Below are 16,533 nucleotides of genomic sequence, written 5' to 3' on the forward strand. Positions count from 1 at the left end.
CGAGATTCGACCGGGCTGGCGCTCCAGCTCGCGACCGTTGTGATTTGCCGCTGATTTTTGGAGCGGGAAACGAGATTCGAACTCGCGACCCCAACCTTGGCAAGGTTGTGCTCTACCACTGAGCTATTCCCGCATAACTGGTTGTGATTGAGTTCGACTGCGTCGAACCGAACTCGCGAGGCTACCCGCCCGGCCCCAACCTCGGTCAAGGTTGTGCTCTACCACTGAGCTATTCCCGCAAATTCTAATCTGAAGTGGCGTCCCGTAGGGGACTCGAACCCCTGTTACCGCCGTGAAAGGGCGGTGTCCTAGGCCACTAGACGAACGGGACCTTCAGAAAGCTTCGGCGATTTCGTCGAAAGCGGGGCGCATCTTACCATCGGTTTTGACCTTTGCAAGGCTTTTTCTAAAAAAATTATCTAAATCAGTGTGTTACACCTGTTTTGGCGTGCTTTACCAGCCCCGGTGTACCGCCTGCTGGCGGGCTTTGCTATGGTTGATATCCTGTCCAGTGTTCGGTGTGCTGGCGGTTTAGAGGATCGGGGTCCATGCATCGTTGGTTGTTTCGTTGGTTAATTTTTTCCGCCGGCTGGGTGTGTGTCGGTCTGGGAACCTTGGGTGTGGTGTTGCCGGTGTTACCAACCACACCTTTTATGTTGTTGGCTGCCTTTTGTTTTGCCCGCACTTCGCCACGCTTCCACCGTTGGTTGTTATCTTCTAGAGTGTTTGGACCCTTGATCGACAACTGGCAACGCGAGCGCTATATCGAAAAACGTTCCAAACGAACCGCCTTGTTGGTAGTGGCCATAACCTTCGGTGTGTCCATTACGGTTGTCGATCCCTGGCCATTGAAAGTCATGCTGGTCTGTTTTTGGATCGCTTGTACGGTAGGTATCGGTCGTTTGTCGACGGTACCGCTGTCGCAACGCCAGGCTGAGGTGAAGTCTGCTGTCGTACAGCGTCGGCCATCCTAATAAGAACATCACATCATTCAATTTGTGAGGGAGTCATCATGAGAGCCTGTATTGCGGCTGTGGTTACTGCGTGCCTGGTGTTTCCGGCTGTGGCCGAGGAAGACGTCACTGTTTCCTATTACATTGCCGAGCGTGGCGAGCCCAAATACCAGGAAGGGTTTGAGCATTGGGGCTATGTGAATCCGGATGCTCCCCGAACCGGGTCGGCCACTTATGGCGCTCGCGGTACTTTCGATAACTTCAATCGCTTTGCGCTGCGTGGAACGACGCCTGCGAGTATCGAATCCTATCTCTTTGACTCTTTAATGGTCGGTAACAGTGATGAAGTCGGAGTCTATTACGGGCTGATCGCTGAACAGGTTGAATACCCGGCAAGCAATGACTGGATTATCTTTCATCTGAACCCCGCTGCCACTTTTCAGGATGGCAGTCCGATCGAAGCATCGGATGTGGCCTTTACCTTCAATCTTTTGATGACCGATGGCGTACCGCAATTTCGCACCATCTATGATGGCGTGACAGTTGAGGTTTTGGACGCACAGCGGGTTCGATTTGACCTGCCGGCACCGAGTAAGTCGAATCTGGTTGGTCTGGCTGGCCTGCCGGTTTTCCCGGAACACGATTTTGCCGATCGCGATTTTGCCGAGCCGTTTGAAAACGTGCCGCTGGGCAGTGGTGCCTACACCATCAGCGAATACGAGATGGGGCAATATGTCGTCTATGAACGAATAGAAGATTACTGGGCAATCAATCATCCTACCCAGCTGGGGTTACTTAATATCGAACGCGAACGTGTTGACTACTACCTGGATGACACTGTGTTATTGGAAGCCTTCAAAAAAGGCGAGTACGACTATCGAACGGAGTCATCGGCGCGTAAATGGGCGACCCAGTACACCGGCACTAACTTTGACGCCGGCTACATCGTTAAAGAGAGTATTCCTCACGAAGTTCCTACCGGTATGCAGGGCTTTGTGTTCAATATTCAGCGCCCGGTATTCGAAGACCGGCGGGTGAGGATGGCGATCAATCAGTTATTCGACTTTGAATGGGCCAACGATAACCTGCTCTATGGTTATTACAGTCGCACCCACAGTTATTTTCAGAACACCGAATACATGGCAACCGGACTGCCGCAAGGGCAGGAGCTGGCTATTTTGGAAGAATTCCGTGGCCAGATTCCCGATGAGGTGTTTACCGAGCCCTACACCAACGTGCAGACCGATGGCAGCGGTAATATCCGCCCGCAACTGAGGCAGGCGTTAACCTTGTTGCGTGAAGCGGGTTACGAAAGTCGCGATGGTCAGATGGTGAATGTTGAAACCAGTGAACCTTTGAGTTTTGAGTTGCTACTTTATCGGCCGGATAACGAACGCATTGCCATTCCGTTTAAAGAAAATCTGGCCAAAGCCGGCATTAACATGACCATTCGAACGGTCGATACCACTCAGTATGTTAATCGTTTGCGTGAACGTGATTTCGATATGGTATCGCGCTCTTTCTTCGGCTATGCCTATCCCAACGATAACCTCCAGATTCAGTGGGGCAGTGGCTATCTGGATTCCAGCTATAACATGGTCGGCACTCAGGACCCGGTGATTGATGCGCTCATTCAAGGCGTTGTCGATAACCAGCAGGATGATGAGCTGTTGCTGGCTTATGGCCGGGCATTGGATCGGGTTTTGTTGTGGCGTTATTACGCCGTGCCGCAGTGGCACAACAGTGAATACTGGGTGTCTTACTGGCATAAATTTGGCCGTCCGGATCGCATACCGCGCTACTCTCTGGGCAGTTCATCCTGGTGGTACGATGCCCAGGCTGCGCAAACCTTACCGGAGCGCAATGGCCGTTGAGTAAGCTGATCTTATGACTGCCTATTTAGTACGCCGGCTGTTGCTGGTTATTCCGACGCTTTGGGCGATTGTGACCATTAACTTTCTGATCATCCAGGTCGCGCCTGGTGGCCCGGTTGATCAGATGATTGCCAAGCTCGAAGGTAATACCGCTTCCATGCTGGACCGGGTGACCGGCAATAATCAAAGCGATACCTCTGGTAATAATCAGCAAAGCAGCGGCAGCAGCAACCGCACCGGCGATTCCTCCTATCGCGGTGCCCGCGGCCTGACCGAGAAAGATATCGAAGCCATCGAAGCACGCTTTGGTTTTGATCGGCCGCTGCACGAACGCTATTTCACCATGCTGTGGGATTACATGCGTTTCGATTTCGGCGACAGCCTGTTTCGTGGCAGTTCAGTCGTTGATCTGATTGTTGAGCGTATGCCCGTTTCCATCTCCCTGGGATTATGGTCGACCTTGATTATTTATCTGGTATCGATTCCGCTGGGTATCCGCAAAGCCGTTAAGCACTCCTCGAAGTTTGATGTCTGGACGTCGGGCGTGATTTTCGCTGCGAACGCTATTCCTTCGTTTCTCTTCGCTGTTTTGTTGATCATTCTCTTTGCTGGCGGCAGTTATTTCGACTGGTTTCCGTTGCGTGGGCTGACGTCATCGAATTGGGAAGAGCTCAGTGTGTTAGGCAAGATTGCGGATTATTTCTGGCACATGGCCTTGCCGGTCTTTGCCATGGTAATCGGAGGCTTTGCCGGTTTAACCATGCTGACCAAGAACTCCTTTCTCGACGAAATCCATAAGCAGTATGTGATGACCGCCAGGGCAAAGGGTGCAACGGAAAAACGCATCCTTTATGGGCATGTGTTTCGCAATGCCATGTTGATCATCATCGCCGGCTTTCCGAGCGCTTTTATTGCCATCTTTTTCAGTGGCGCTTTGCTGATTGAAACCATTTTCTCTCTTGATGGGTTGGGCCTGCTTGGGTTTGAGTCCACCTTGCAGCGTGATTATCCAGTCATGTTTTCCACGCTTTATGTATTTACCTTGCTGGGTTTGGTGATGAACATCGTCAGTGACATGACCTACACGCTGGTTGATCCGCGGATTGATTTTGAGGCGCGCTCATGAGGTGGCTTCAGTTGACGCCCGTTGGACGCCAGCGCTGGCAGCGGTTCAAAGCAAATCGCCGGGCTTGGTGGAGTCTGTGGATATTCGGCATTGTCTTTGTGGTGTCGATGGCCTCAGAGTTGGTTGCAAATGACCAGCCGCTCTTGGTTTGGTACGACGGACAGCCGTACTTCCCGGTGGCAACCACCTATTTGGAAACGGATTTTGGTGGTGATTTTGAGTTGCCAGCCGACTACCGCGATCCTTATATGCGCGAACTAATTGCCGACAGTGGCTGGATTTTATGGCCGCCAATTCCATACAGCTACAACACCATTAACTACGATTTGCCCAGCCCGGCACCCAGTCCGCCGACGGCGAATAACTGGTTAGGTACCGACGATAAAGGTCGCGATGTGGTGGCGAATCTGTTGTATGGCTTTCGTATCTCCGTCTTATTTGGTTTTGCAGTCACTGTTATAACCGCAGTGATTGGCATTGCTGCCGGTGCTGTTCAAGGTTTCTATGGCGGCCGGCTCGATCTGTTTATGCAACGCTTTATCGAAATATGGAGCAGCATGCCGCAGCTGTTTATCCTGATTATTTTGATGAGCATCGTCACGCCGGGTTTTGGCTGGTTGTTGTTAGTCACGTTGTTATTCGGCTGGATGGGGTTTGTCGGTGTCGTGCGTGCAGAATTTTTAAGAGCGCGTAATTTCGAGTACGTGCAAGCAGCGCGAGCTATGGGCATGAGCGATGGCCGTTTGATGTTTCGCCACATCCTGCCGAATGCCATGGTTGCAACCTTAACCTTTATGCCGTTTACGCTGTCCGGCTCGATCACCATCTTAACCTCACTCGATTTTCTCGGTTTCGGTATGCCGCCGGGTTCACCCTCGCTGGGATTGTTGCTGGCGCAGGGCAAGGCCAATATCCAGGCGCCCTGGCTGGGTTTTACCGCCTTTTTTATCGTCGGTTTTATGCTCACCACGTTGATCTTTATCGGCGAGGGCGTGCGCGATGCCTTCGACCCGCGCAAGGCGTATTGATATGAGTTTGTTAGCGCTGAAACAGTTGTCGTTGGGCTTTAAGCAAGGCGATCAGGTCGTGCCGGTGGTGCACGAAGTCAGCCTGGAATTAAACGCTGGCGAAGTGGTGTCGCTGGTGGGTGAAAGTGGCTCTGGTAAAAGCGTAACGGCCTTGTCGGTTTTACGATTGTTACCGGAACCCCCCCTATCGTTTTTGAGCGGCGATATTGAATGGAAGGGGCAGTCCATCCGTTCGATGAGTGACACCGAATTGCGTCGATTACGCGGTGACAAAATCAGCGTTATATTTCAGGAGCCAATGACCTCTTTGAACCCGCTGCACACGGTTGAGAAGCAGTTGGTGGAAATGCTGGAGCTGCACCGGCCGGTGCGTCGCAGTGAAGCGGTTAAGCAGGCTCAGGCCATGCTGGAACGGGTCGGTTTGAAATCACCCGAGAAAAAGTTACGGGCCTATCCGCATCAGTTATCCGGCGGTGAACGTCAGCGGGTGATGATTGCGTTGGCACTGATGAACGAACCGGAACTGTTGATCGCGGACGAACCCACCACCGCGCTCGATGTCACCATACAGGCACAGATCCTGGAATTGTTGGCTCGATTGCAAAAAGAGCTGGGGTTGACTGTGCTCTTTATTACCCATGATCTGACCCTGGTAAATCGGTTTTCCGATCGGGTAGCCGTCATGGAAGGCGGCCGCCTGGTGGAGGTTGGAACCACGCGACAGGTGTTTGATCAACCGCGGCATCCTTACACTCAGAAGCTGTTGGCGGCCGAGCCGGGCGATGCGCCGGCACCCTTGAACGACGATGCGCCGTTGCTGTTAGAGGCTCAGTCAATGCGCGTCTGGTTTCCGATTCAACGCGGCATTTTGCGTCGCACGGTGGATCATGTGAAAGCGGTCGAGGACGTCAGTTTTCGCTTGCATCAAGGTGAATCGTTGGGTGTGGTGGGTGAAAGTGGTTCGGGTAAATCAACACTGGCCCGGGCGTTGTTACGTTTGAATACAGCGCAAGGCGAGGTGCGTTTTGATGGTCAGGATTTGCAGTCGCTGAACACTACCGAATTGCGTCCTTATCGACGCGCCATGCAGATTGTGTTTCAGGATCCCTATGGCAGTTTGAGTCCGCGTTTGTCCGTGGAACAGATTGTTCGCGAAGGGCTGGATATTCATCAGATTGGTACCCCCGAAGAGCGCGAGCGTGAAGTAATCCGGGTGTTGGAAGAAGTCGAACTGAACCCGGAATTACGCTTTCGTTATCCCAACGAATTTTCCGGTGGCCAGCGTCAGCGCATTGCGATCGCACGAGCGTTAGTGATGCGTCCGCGTTTTATCATTCTCGATGAGCCAACGTCATCGCTCGACCGCACCGTGCAGTTTCAAGTGATTGAGTTACTGAAGCGTTTGCAGGCCGATCACGGTTTGGCGTATCTGTTTATCAGCCACGATTTGAAAGTCGTGAAGGCGCTGTGTCACTCCATACTGGTGATGAAGGACGGTCAGGTGGTGGAGCAGGGTGTCGCATCCAGGCTGTTTGCTGAGCCACAACATCCGTACACTCAGGCGTTGCTGAATACCGCCTTTGGCTGAATTGTCTCGACACCCATGAATAGGATCATCAAATGAATGCGTTATCTGCGCCCTTAGTCGACCATCGCAAAGGAGTGTTGATTGCGGCGCTGGGCGTGATGGTCTTGAGTTTCGACGCCTTGCTGGTCCGGCTGGTGGGTGCCTCCCCTTATGACATTGGTTTTTGGCGCGGCGCCTTGGTTTTCGTTGCGATGACGACCTTTATCGTTATCACAGGTCGCACACAACAATTTCGTGTTTATGCGGCTCATGGCTTGGCCGCAGTGGTCGTGACACTTTTGTACGGCATCAACAGCAGTTTGTTTGTGTTGAGTGTCAATCACACCTCGGTGGCGAATGCCGTCGTTGTATTGGCGTCTTCGTCGTTTTTTGCGGCGTTGTTTTCCTGGTTGTTATTGCGCGAAACCATTCCGTTACGCACCTGGGTGGCCATCGTCGTGGCAATGTCGGGTGTGCTGATTGTCTTTGCTGGTTCCATTGGGTTGGACCAATGGCTCGGTGATGCCTTGGCCTTGTTGCTGGCGATGTTAATGGGTTTGATGCTGACGTTGCTGCGCCGCTTGCCCGATTTGCCAAAGATGCCGGTGGTGGCGCTCAGTGGCTTGGTGACGTCGTTATTGTGCGCAGGTTTTTCTGATCCGCTGACGCTCAGTTTATCCAGCTATGGTTGGCTGGCGGTGATGGGCTTACTGCAAATGCCGGTTGCCTCGGTATTGATCATGAAAGCGACGCGTTACTTGCCAGCGCCCGAAGTCAGTTTGTTCTTGTTGATTGAAACGTTGATGGGCCCCGTTTGGGTGTGGCTGGTGCTCAATGAAGCCATTTCGCCGCTGACGTTTGTAGGCGGCCTGGCCATCATGGGTGCTATTTTCGTGCATTCCTGGGTATCGCTGCGACGACCAGAAACCGATTTATTAACGCCGACCGATCCGCCGCTTTAAAGGGCTGGCGGGGCGGTCAGCGGGTAGGTAAAAAGGAGCAGGTGCGTCAGGTTCAACAGCCAATGCATCAGTACCGACCAGATCAGTCGGCCCGTCCATAAATACGCCAGGCCATAGGCCAGTCCCGCCAGGGTCACCACGGCGACATAGGTCCAGCCTCCGGCCAGATGCGCCAAACCAAACAGTGTGGCTGCCAGCAGTAAGGCTGGCCAAGGGCCCAGGTGACGGTGCAGCCATCGCTGTACAACACCCCGAAACAGCAGCTCCTCGGCCAAGCAGGTATTCAGCAGGTTGGCGCAGGCGAATATCCAGAAGACAGCAGGCACCGCAGGTTGCCAGTCGATCAGGCCGCTGGCCGCGGCCAGGAGCAGCGGCAGGGCAGTGACAGTACTCAGGGCAGCGATGGTCAGCGCCGTGTTCGGCAGGGGGCGGGTATCCAAGCTGGATCGGAACAGCGGCACAAACGCCATCAGCGACCAGGCCACCAACACCTTGTCATGGTTAAAATACAGGCTGCTGGCGATGCTGTTGGTCTTCACGGCCGTGTCTGTAATGACGACCAGACCCTGATACCCAGGCACAGCATGCGCAAACAGCAAGGCGCTGAGCCCAAACCACAGTACTCCACGTGCGATCATCAACCACAAGGGCGCCGGCTTTAGGTGCATCCAGGCGGTTAGCAGCACATAGCTCAGGGCGACGGCAAAGAACGCCCAGCCGGTATAGCCGATCAGAGCGGCGACGAACAAGACTAACGCTGCGCCGCCGTAGCGCAGCCGATGATGTTGCGCCAGACCGAGTAAGACCAGTGCCAATGAGTAGAACAGGGCGAAAGGGAGCATGGTTGCGAACCGGTTGAAGAATGGGGTCAGTTGACCACAGCCGTGGCTGGAGTCAACGCCGCAGCTGGCTATAATGGCGCACCCTTACCGGCGCGGAGAATGCTATGCCGATCGAAAAGAATCAGGTGGTCCTGTTTCACTACAGTGTGAGTGACGAACAGGGCAACGATATTGAAAGTTCGCGCAGTGGCGAACCCAACGCCTATCTGCATGGCCATGGCGGTATTATCCGCGGTCTGGAAGAAGCGCTGGAAGGTCGCGATGCCGGTGACAGTTTCAGCGTCACCATCGCGCCGGAGAAAGCCTATGGACAGCGCAGGCCGGATGCCATGCAGCGACTTCCCATTAAGCACCTGCGTGGTGCCAAACGCTGGAAGCCGGGTATGGTGGCGCAGGTGCAGACTGATAAAGGCCCGCGTCATGTGATGGTTGCCAAGGTTGGCCATAAGTTTGTTGATGTGGACACCAACCATCCGATGGCCGGAAAAACACTGACCTTTGATATTGAGATTATCGAAGTGCGCGCGGCTGAACCGGAAGAAATTGCTCATGGTCATGTGCACGGACCCAGTGGTCACGCTCATTGATCCATAAAAAAGGCGCCGATCGGCGCCTTTTTTTATTCCGCTTTGTACGATTCAGGCCGCTGCGTTTAAGGCCGCATCGTAGTTGGGTTCGTCAGCGGTTTCAGCGACCAGCTCCGTGTGGACAACTTCGCCGTTTTTGATCACCACAACCGAACGGGCCAATAAACCAGCCAGCGGACCGTCGGTGATTTTCACGCCATAATCCTGAGCGAAGCTGTCGCTGCGGAAGGCGGATGCCGGTGTAACGCGATCCAAACCCTCAGCGCCGCAGAAGCGTTGTTGCGCGAACGGCAGGTCGGCAGAGACACACAATACTTCTACGTTATCGAGCTGGCTCAGCGCTTCGTTGAAACGACGCACAGAAGCCGCGCAAGTGGGCGTGTCGACGCTGGGGAAGATGTTCAGGACTACCGTTTTGTCAGACAGATCGGCGGAGCTCAGCTCAGACAGATCGGTTTTGGTCAGCGAAAAGGCGGGTGCCTGGCTGCCAGTGGCTGGCAGGTCGCCGCTGGTATGGATCGGGTTGCCTTGCAGTGTAATCTCAGCCATGAGGTCTCCTTGAGATTGATCAGGTTGCCCAGCCTCAAGTGGGGCGAAACTCGCTAAATGCAATGGTAAAATGCGCTTTTACCCGCCAGGAGTCTGAGCATGCCGACCCGTTCCGCCCCCATTGATTTACGCAGCGATACCGTTACTCGTCCAACCGATGCCATGCGTCAGGTGATGGCTCAAGCCGAGGTCGGCGATGATGTGTATGGCGATGATCCGAGTGTTAATGCACTCGAAGCACGACTGGCGGACATGACCGGTAAAGCCGCCGCGGTATTGTTGCCGTCCGGAACGCAGAGCAATCTGGTGGCGTTGCTGGCGCATTGCCAGCGCGGCGAGGAATACATCGTCGGTCAGCAGTATCACACCTACAAATACGAAGCCGGTGGCGCAGCGGTATTGGGCAGTATTCAGCCGCAACCTTTGACGGTTCAGAGCGATGCCACCCTCGATCTGGCTGAGGTGGAAGCCTACATCAAACCGGACGATCCACACTTTGCCCGCACCCGTGTGTTGGCGCTGGAAAACACCCATGGTGGTCAGGTATTGCCCGACGGATACACTCAGCAAGCGCGAGCCCTGGTGGACCGCCATGGGTTGTCGCTGCATCTGGATGGCGCGCGTTTGTTTAATGCGTCGGTAGCGACGGGTCAGTCGCTGCGCACCTTGGCTGAGCCGTTCGACTCGGTCAGTTTATGCTGCTCTAAAGGCCTGGGGGCGCCGATAGGGTCGGTATTGGTTGGTTCGCATGACTTGATTCAACGCGCCCGGCGCTGGCGCAAGATGGTGGGTGGCGGTTTGCGTCAGGCGGGTATTTTTGCCTCGGCGATTGATTATGCGCTGGATCACCACGTTGAGCGTCTGGCTGATGATCATCGTCGCGCCGCCGAATTGGCACAGGCGCTGGCAGGGTTGCCGCGCGTTCAGTCGACGATTGCTCATACCAATATGGCGTTTCTAACGCTCGACAGTGCCGCCACAGGTGACGCGCTGAAAGCGGCACTGGCCGAAGCCGGTTTGCTGATCGCGGGCGGCCAGCGCATTCGTCTGGTTACTCATTTGGGTATCGATGACGCGGCGTTGTCGACGGTGATTGAACGCATTGGCGCGCATCTGAACGCCGCTTAAGCGGTTTAGCCCCAGCGCACCAGCCAGTCGTCTGCGTCTGGTGCGCCGGCGGGCGCGAGCCCTGGGTTGGCGCTGTACCAGACGATGGCGAGCGCTGACATCATCGCTCGTGCCTGTTGCAACCGATCGTTGCGGATGTCGAGTACGTCGGCCAGTTGCAAACTCTGAGCCTCGCTGAGGTCAAAACCACTGCATACCGCCGCCAGGTCCATCGCCGGATCGCCCAGGGCGGCGAATTCCCAATCGAGCAAAACCCAGCCCGACTCCGTAACCGCCAGATTGCCAGGGTGCCAGTCGTGGTGGCACAACGTCAGCTGCGCGGGGAGTTGATAGTCGTTGCAGTGTTTCAGCACGGCTTGGGAGAAAGCCGGCGGCAAGGTGTTGGGGTAGTCATGCAGGTGTCGAATCTGATCCGCAATGTTCAGTGGCTCTCCGCTGATCTCGATGGATTGCACGGCCATTAACGCCGTGGTTAACCAGGCCAGATCGGTGTGCGCACCCTGAGCGGGGGAAGCGCCGTCATACCAGGGCGTGAGTAACCAGTGATCCTGAACAGAGAGCGGGGTTGGCGCCCATGGTTGATCGGCGAGGGTAATCAATAGTTGTTGTTCTCGCTGACGATCAATACCCAGTCGCTCGGAATCAGGGTGATTCAGGCGCAAAGCGTAGTGGCCTGTGTCGGTGGTTACCCGAAACAGACGGTTGCACAAACCGCCCGGCCAGCGTTCGGCCGCCAGTGCGTTTGGCAATCGTTCACCCACCTGTTCCAAGGCCTGAAATAGCGCCAGTTCCATTTGCGATTCCTTACCGATCAAAGGGGCGCATTGTTGCAGAATTTGGACATCGCTGGCGACATCAGTAGAATGGCGAGCGTTCTCGCCGGGGTGCCGCCCGTTAATGGTGGCTGAGACTGACCCGTCGAACCTGAACCAGTTAATGCTGGCGTAGGGAGTTGAGACGATCTGCCTTTGCGCAATCCTGCTTCAACCTGATCCCCCAGCAAACAGTCTGACGGCCATTCGCCAGGTGCTGTTTGTACGCCGGTAATTGTTCACTCACGACAATTGAACCGGATGCATGATGAAACTGAATACACGCTTCTTGGCTGCCTTGCCACTGCTGACCGCTCCCGTTTTGGCGGATCCACTGACCATCTACACCTATGAATCGTTCAACACCGAATGGGGCCCGGGCCCGCAAATCGAAGCCGGCTTTGAAGCTGAGTGTGGCTGTGATGTGGAGTTTATCGGGCTCGAAGACGGTGTCGCCTTGCTGAACCGGTTGCGTCTGGAAGGCAGTAACAGCGACGCTGACATCATTCTGGGCCTGGACGATGCGTTGATTTCCGAGACTCGTGAATTGGGCGTGCTGGCTGAGCACGGCGTCGATTTGTCGGGTCTCGATTTGCCGTACGAATGGCACGATGATGCCTTCGTGCCATACGACTACGGCCACTTTGCCTTTGTCTATGACCAAACCAAGGTTGCGCAGGTGCCCAGCTCACTGGAAGAGCTGGTCTACGATTCTGACGTGTCGATCATTTATCAGGACCCGCGCGTGTCCACGCCCGGTCAAGGTTTGATGTTGTGGATGAAGTCAGTGTTTGGCGATGACGCGGCCGACGCCTGGCAGGCGCTGCAACACAACGTCGTCACCGTGACGCCGGGCTGGAGTGAAGCGTACGCCCTGTTCCAGGAAGGCGAGAGCGACATGGTGCTCAGCTACACCACCTCACCGGCCTATCACATCACCGCTGAAGACACCGATCGCTATCAGGCGGCCATTTTTGCAGAAGGTCACTACGCCCAGATCGAAGTTGCGGCGGCTCTGGCGTCGTCCGATCAACTCGATCTGGCACGCGATTTTCTTGCTTATCTGATCAGCAAGCCGGCGCAGGATGTTCTGCCGGGCACCAACTGGATGTGGCCCGTGCTCGACAGCGCTGATGCCCCGGCATCGTTCGAGCAGATGGTGAAGCCGCAAACGCTGATGTTCGACAGCGCCGAGGTGGCGGATAACCGCCGCGCCTGGTTGCGCGAATGGCGTAACGCAGCGAGCCAATAACCGATGACGGCAGCGTCGGCCTATCGCTATCTCGGTGCGGCTCTGCTTGGGCTGACGCTGCTGCTGGCCGCCCTGGGCATGGTGCTCCATCCCGGGCGCGGTCTGGATTGGGCGATCTATTTTGACGCCTATCTGGGGCGCTTACTCTGGTTCTCCCTTTATCAGGCGGTGCTCTCAGCCGGGCTGTCCGTGTTGCTTGCCTGGCCCTTTGCCTGGGCTTTGGCACAGCGACCATTCCGCGGTCAGTGGGCGTTGGCAGGGTTTCTGAATCTGGCTTTTGTGTTGCCGGTGCTGGCCGTCGTGCTTGGCGTGGTGGCGCTGTTCGGACGTGAAGGCTGGCTGGCGTTGCCGGGCAGTATTTACGGCCTTGATGGCATCTTGATTGCGCACCTGGCGATGAATCTGCCTTTTGCTATTCGTCTGTTGTGGGATCGTCTCAGCCAGATTCCCGATCACCAGTTGCGCCTGGCTCAGGTGCTTGGCTTAAGCCCTTGGCAGCGCTTACGTCGGCTGGAGTGGCCGGTACTGCGGGCGGCCTCAGGGCCGGTGTTCGTGCTTGAAGCGTTGCTGTGTTTCAGTTCGTTCACGGTGATCCTGACGCTCGGCGGCGGGCCGGCTAATACCAATCTGGAAGTGGCGGTGTATCAGGCGCTGAAATACGACTTTGATGCGCGGGCAGCGGCGTTGTATGCCGTCATTCATGGCGCTGTTGCACTCACCGCCATCGCGGCGCTGGGCCGTGGCAACGTGCTCAATATGGAAGCGGCCCGCCTGCCTGTCCGCTCGGCCGGACGTCCACCCAAAGCTGTGCAATGGCTGGCCATTGTCACCTTGCTGGTGTTGTTGCTGGCGCCTTATCTGGCGTTGCTGGGTCGGGCGCTGCGCGATGACTGGTATTGGTCGGCACGCCTGTTAGCGGCCTTGCAGACCAGTCTGGGGATTGCTGTGTGCAGTGCCGTCTGCGCGGTTGTCCTGGCGTTGACCCGGTGTATACCGGTGCGTGGTAAAGATCGCTCGCGCTGGCTGAATTTCGGCGTGTTGGTGATTCCTGCCATGGTACTGACCACCGGTTTGTTTTTACTGTGTTTACGGCTGGGTTGGGCCAAGCAGGCGACCTGGCCGCTGATCATCTGGATCAATGCGTTGATGGCCATGCCGCTGATCATTCAACCGTTGCGCGCCCGCGCACTAGCCGCGCATCAGCAATACCAGCGTCTGACCCGGGTACTGGGTTTATCGACCCCAACGGCTGTCAGATTGATTTACTGGCCGTTATTGCGCCCGGTTGTGTTCTGGGCACTGGCGCTGGCCGCGGTGCTCAGTCTGGGCGATATGGGTGTGGCGGCCTTGGTCGGTCAGGTGGATTTTATCACCTTGCCGCTGTTGATTTACCAATCCATGGGCAGTTACCAAATGACGCTGGCAGCGCAACTGATGATGCTGTTGCTGGTACTCTGTGCGGCGCTGTTGTTATTGGCCGAGTGGGCTCGGGGAGGCCGTCGTGCTTGAAGTCAGACGTTTGAACGCCCGTCTGGGCGAGAGCCGGTTCCACTGGGATTTTCAACTGCCTGCGGGTTCATTAATGGCGGTGATCGGGGCCAGCGGTCTGGGCAAGTCAACCTTGTTGAACCTGCTGTGCGGCTTGCACGAACCCACCGGTGGTGACGTCTTGTGGCAGGGCCAGCACCTATCCAGTCTGCCGGTAGCGCAGCGGCCCTTCGGCGTGCTGTTTCAGGCCAACAACCTGTTTGATCATCTCAGTGTCGAGTTGAATCTGGCCCTGGGCATGAACCCCAGCGGCCGGTTAACCGACTCGCAACAGGCCTATCTGGAACAGGCAGCGCAACGCTTTGAACTGCAAAGATTATTGGCCAGGCGGCCCGATCAACTCAGTGGCGGCCAACAACAGCGTGTCGCCCTGGCTCGGGTATTTTTACAACGCAAGCCGGTGTTGTTGCTGGATGAACCTTTTTCATCGCTGGACCCGGCTTTGCGCCAGGAAGGGTTGACCTGGGTGCGTGACATTCAGCGTGAGCAGGGCAGTACGGTCCTTCTGGTGACCCATCATCTGGATGAAATGCTCGATGCTACCGATCACGTTTTGCTCGGCCTGGAAAGCGAACAGTGGTTGAATCTCAGTCTGGCCGAATTCGAGCAAAAACGCAGCCAGGGCGCGTTCGACACCCTATTGGGACAGTCGCTGGCGAACCCCCAAAAAGTCGAATAAGCTGATTCGTTAACGACTGTTAATCTGCGCTAAAAAGGTCGCAGTATGAACGGAATCAACCATAACAATAATAAGACTGTGGTAAGCCAAGTGGGATTCGGCGTGTTATTGATCAGCGCCAGCCTTGCTATTGCAGCGGCATCCGTTTACTGGCCGGGTACGCCTTGGCCAGGAGTGGCCGCTGGCGTTTTGGCGCTGGCTTTCTGGAAGCTGCCCAGGCGCAGGCAAAACGCCGTTGCCCGTTCGGCCGACTGGTCGGTAGACGACGAAGCATCACCCGCGCAAATCGGTCAGGCGGCCAGCCGCATCGCCATTGAATCAGCAGACGCCTCTCATTTTCTCGACGGCATTCAAAAACACCTGGTTGAGCAACAACGGGTTGCTGGCGCTCTGGCGGAGCGCGTCGAAGGACTGGAGGGCGCTGCCCAAGGCATGAGCGGCGCCATGGACGACGCCAATGCGCGCGTCGATGATGCGCAATCACTGGCGTTGGACGGTCAGGAGCGCATGACCCTTGTGGAGCAGGCGCGAGCCGGGCAGCGCGATCAATTGAACGCCTGCCAGCAACAGATCGATCGGTTGCAGGAAGAGTCGGCCGCCATCGGCGATATTCTGGGGACCATCCACAAGGTCGCAGACCAAACCAACTTGCTGGCATTGAATGCGGCCATCGAAGCGGCGCGCGCAGGCGATCATGGTCGAGGCTTTGCAGTGGTCGCCGATGAAGTTCGGCAGTTAGCGCGGCAGACGGCCGATGCGACGGACACCATCGGACGGTTGCTGGGTGGCATGAGCGAATGCACCGATCAGACTAAGACCGCCATGGATGCGTTGCTCAGCGTCGATGCTGAGCTCGATGAAGCGCTCAACGGTATTGGCGAACGTTTGTCGGGTGTGGCCGATGGCATGACGCAGGCGCGCGATACCGTTCACGCCATGGCCGACCTGCAAACAGCGGTGAGCAAAGACAGCCAAGGCATCAGCTCCGATATTGAACACCTGCACGGGTCAATGAAATCGATCGAACACTCCATTGGCGAAGCCTCCAGTCGGATTCTCGCACTCAGCGAGCGGGTGGAAGGCATTTTTGTGCAATTGCGGCACTACGACATTGATGATCGCCACACTCAGTTGGCGCGCGCCGCCGTCAATGCCGCTGCCGATATTGGCGCTGTTTTGGAAAGCGCCATTGAGGCCGGTCATATCAGCGAAGACGACTTATTTCGCTTTGAGTACACACCGATTGATGGCACTGACCCGATCAAACACAAAAGCCCGTTTGACGATTTGACCGATCAACTCTTTCCGCCCATCCAGGAACCCGTGCTGGATGAAAACGACGATGCCATCTATGCCGGTGCCGTTGATGTGAACGGATACTTTCCCACTCATAACAACAAATTCTGTCAGCCATTAACCGGCGATTACGACACCGATGTTGCCGGTAACCGCACCAAACGCATCTTTACCGACCGTACGGGTAAACGCTGCGGCAGCCACGAAGAACCCTTCCTGTTGCAAACCTATAAGCGTGATACCGGCGAGGTCATGCATGACGTCTCCGCGCCCATTTATGTGGCGGGGAAACATTGGGGCGGTTTCCGAATCGGCTATAAAAGCGATTGA

Annotated in this window: 15 protein-coding genes, 2 tRNA genes and 1 riboswitch; of the genes, 12 read left to right on the forward strand and 5 right to left on the reverse strand. The window is 55.9% G+C overall.

Annotation, left to right across the window (positions count from 1 at the left end; genetic code table 11):
• Window positions 1-58: 58 nt before the first annotated feature.
• Together BGP77_RS10445 and BGP77_RS10450 are read right to left on the reverse strand one after the other, a co-directional pair.
• Window positions 59-133, reverse strand: a tRNA-Gly gene (locus tag BGP77_RS10445).
• A 122-nt stretch (window positions 134-255) separates the two neighbouring features.
• Window positions 256-331, reverse strand: a tRNA-Glu gene (locus tag BGP77_RS10450).
• Between the two features lie 217 nt (window positions 332-548).
• On the opposite strand from BGP77_RS10450, the gene BGP77_RS10455 reads away from it, so the two are divergent.
• From BGP77_RS10455 to BGP77_RS10480, 6 genes are read left to right on the forward strand one after another with little or no spacing between them, the layout of a single operon-like run.
• A complete protein-coding gene (locus BGP77_RS10455) occupies window positions 549-974 on the forward strand; it encodes a YbaN family protein (protein ID WP_199224254.1) in 426 nt (141 codons plus the stop codon).
• 38 nt (window positions 975-1,012) lie between these two features.
• Window positions 1,013-2,827 (forward strand): extracellular solute-binding protein, encoded by a 1,815-nt coding sequence (locus tag BGP77_RS10460; RefSeq protein ID WP_108164681.1) that lies wholly within the window; start codon window positions 1,013-1,015, stop codon window positions 2,825-2,827.
• Between the two features lie 13 nt (window positions 2,828-2,840).
• The gene (locus BGP77_RS10465) at window positions 2,841-3,953 is read left to right on the forward strand and encodes a microcin C ABC transporter permease YejB (RefSeq protein WP_108164682.1); all 1,113 of its coding nucleotides are present in this window, start codon (window positions 2,841-2,843) and stop codon (window positions 3,951-3,953) included.
• The gene (locus BGP77_RS10470) at window positions 3,950-4,981 is read left to right on the forward strand and encodes an ABC transporter permease (RefSeq protein ID WP_108164683.1); all 1,032 of its coding nucleotides are present in this window, start codon (window positions 3,950-3,952) and stop codon (window positions 4,979-4,981) included. Before BGP77_RS10465 ends, BGP77_RS10470 begins: the two co-directional genes overlap by 4 nt.
• A 1-nt stretch (window position 4,982) precedes the next feature.
• The gene (locus BGP77_RS10475; protein WP_108164684.1) at window positions 4,983-6,569 is read left to right on the forward strand and encodes an ABC transporter ATP-binding protein; all 1,587 of its coding nucleotides are present in this window, start codon (window positions 4,983-4,985) and stop codon (window positions 6,567-6,569) included.
• Between the two features lie 32 nt (window positions 6,570-6,601).
• Window positions 6,602-7,510, forward strand: coding sequence for a DMT family transporter (locus tag BGP77_RS10480; RefSeq protein WP_108164685.1), 909 nt, complete (start codon window positions 6,602-6,604; stop codon window positions 7,508-7,510).
• On the opposite strand, the gene BGP77_RS10485 is transcribed toward BGP77_RS10480, so the two are convergent.
• Complete coding sequence (locus BGP77_RS10485; protein WP_108164686.1) at window positions 7,507-8,352, reverse strand: CPBP family intramembrane glutamic endopeptidase; 846 nt, start codon at window positions 8,350-8,352, stop codon at window positions 7,507-7,509. The two genes, BGP77_RS10480 and BGP77_RS10485, sit on opposite strands and share 4 nt — an antisense overlap.
• Window positions 8,353-8,456: 104 nt before the next feature.
• Here BGP77_RS10485 and BGP77_RS10490 point away from each other — a divergent pair, with 104 nt between their 5' ends.
• Window positions 8,457-8,939 (forward strand): peptidylprolyl isomerase, encoded by a 483-nt coding sequence (locus BGP77_RS10490; RefSeq protein ID WP_108164687.1) that lies wholly within the window; start codon window positions 8,457-8,459, stop codon window positions 8,937-8,939.
• A 51-nt stretch (window positions 8,940-8,990) separates the two neighbouring features.
• Here the strand turns inward: BGP77_RS10490 and tpx are convergent, their stop codons facing one another.
• On the reverse strand, window positions 8,991-9,488 hold the full coding sequence (tpx, locus tag BGP77_RS10495; protein ID WP_108164688.1) for a thiol peroxidase: 498 nt from the start codon (window positions 9,486-9,488) through the stop codon (window positions 8,991-8,993).
• A 99-nt stretch (window positions 9,489-9,587) separates the two neighbouring features.
• On the opposite strand from tpx, the gene ltaE reads away from it, so the two are divergent.
• Window positions 9,588-10,616: a low-specificity L-threonine aldolase gene (gene ltaE / locus BGP77_RS10500; RefSeq protein WP_108164689.1), complete on the forward strand. Its 1,029-nt coding sequence runs from the start codon at window positions 9,588-9,590 to the stop codon at window positions 10,614-10,616.
• A gap of 5 nt (window positions 10,617-10,621) precedes the next feature.
• Here the strand turns inward: ltaE and BGP77_RS10505 are convergent, their stop codons facing one another.
• Entirely contained in the window at window positions 10,622-11,410 is a 789-nt protein-coding gene (locus tag BGP77_RS10505; RefSeq protein WP_108164690.1) for a phosphotransferase, read from the reverse strand.
• Between the two features lie 76 nt (window positions 11,411-11,486).
• Window positions 11,487-11,585, forward strand: a riboswitch (TPP riboswitch).
• Window positions 11,586-11,696: 111 nt separating this feature from the next.
• Here BGP77_RS10505 and thiB point away from each other — a divergent pair.
• From thiB to BGP77_RS10525, 4 genes are all read left to right on the forward strand, one after another.
• The gene (gene thiB / locus BGP77_RS10510; protein ID WP_108165945.1) at window positions 11,697-12,680 is read left to right on the forward strand and encodes a thiamine ABC transporter substrate binding subunit; all 984 of its coding nucleotides are present in this window, start codon (window positions 11,697-11,699) and stop codon (window positions 12,678-12,680) included.
• A gap of 3 nt (window positions 12,681-12,683) precedes the next feature.
• Window positions 12,684-14,189, forward strand: coding sequence for an ABC transporter permease subunit (locus BGP77_RS10515; RefSeq protein WP_108164691.1), 1,506 nt, complete (start codon window positions 12,684-12,686; stop codon window positions 14,187-14,189).
• Window positions 14,182-14,907: an ATP-binding cassette domain-containing protein gene (locus tag BGP77_RS10520; protein ID WP_108164692.1), complete on the forward strand. Its 726-nt coding sequence runs from the start codon at window positions 14,182-14,184 to the stop codon at window positions 14,905-14,907. Before BGP77_RS10515 ends, BGP77_RS10520 begins: the two co-directional genes overlap by 8 nt.
• A 102-nt stretch (window positions 14,908-15,009) precedes the next feature.
• Window positions 15,010-16,533, forward strand: coding sequence for a methyl-accepting chemotaxis protein (locus tag BGP77_RS10525; RefSeq protein WP_304572213.1), 1,524 nt, complete (start codon window positions 15,010-15,012; stop codon window positions 16,531-16,533).

It is taken from the genome of Saccharospirillum sp. MSK14-1, assembly GCF_003054965.1.
Lineage (GTDB): Bacteria > Pseudomonadota > Gammaproteobacteria > Pseudomonadales > Natronospirillaceae > Saccharospirillum.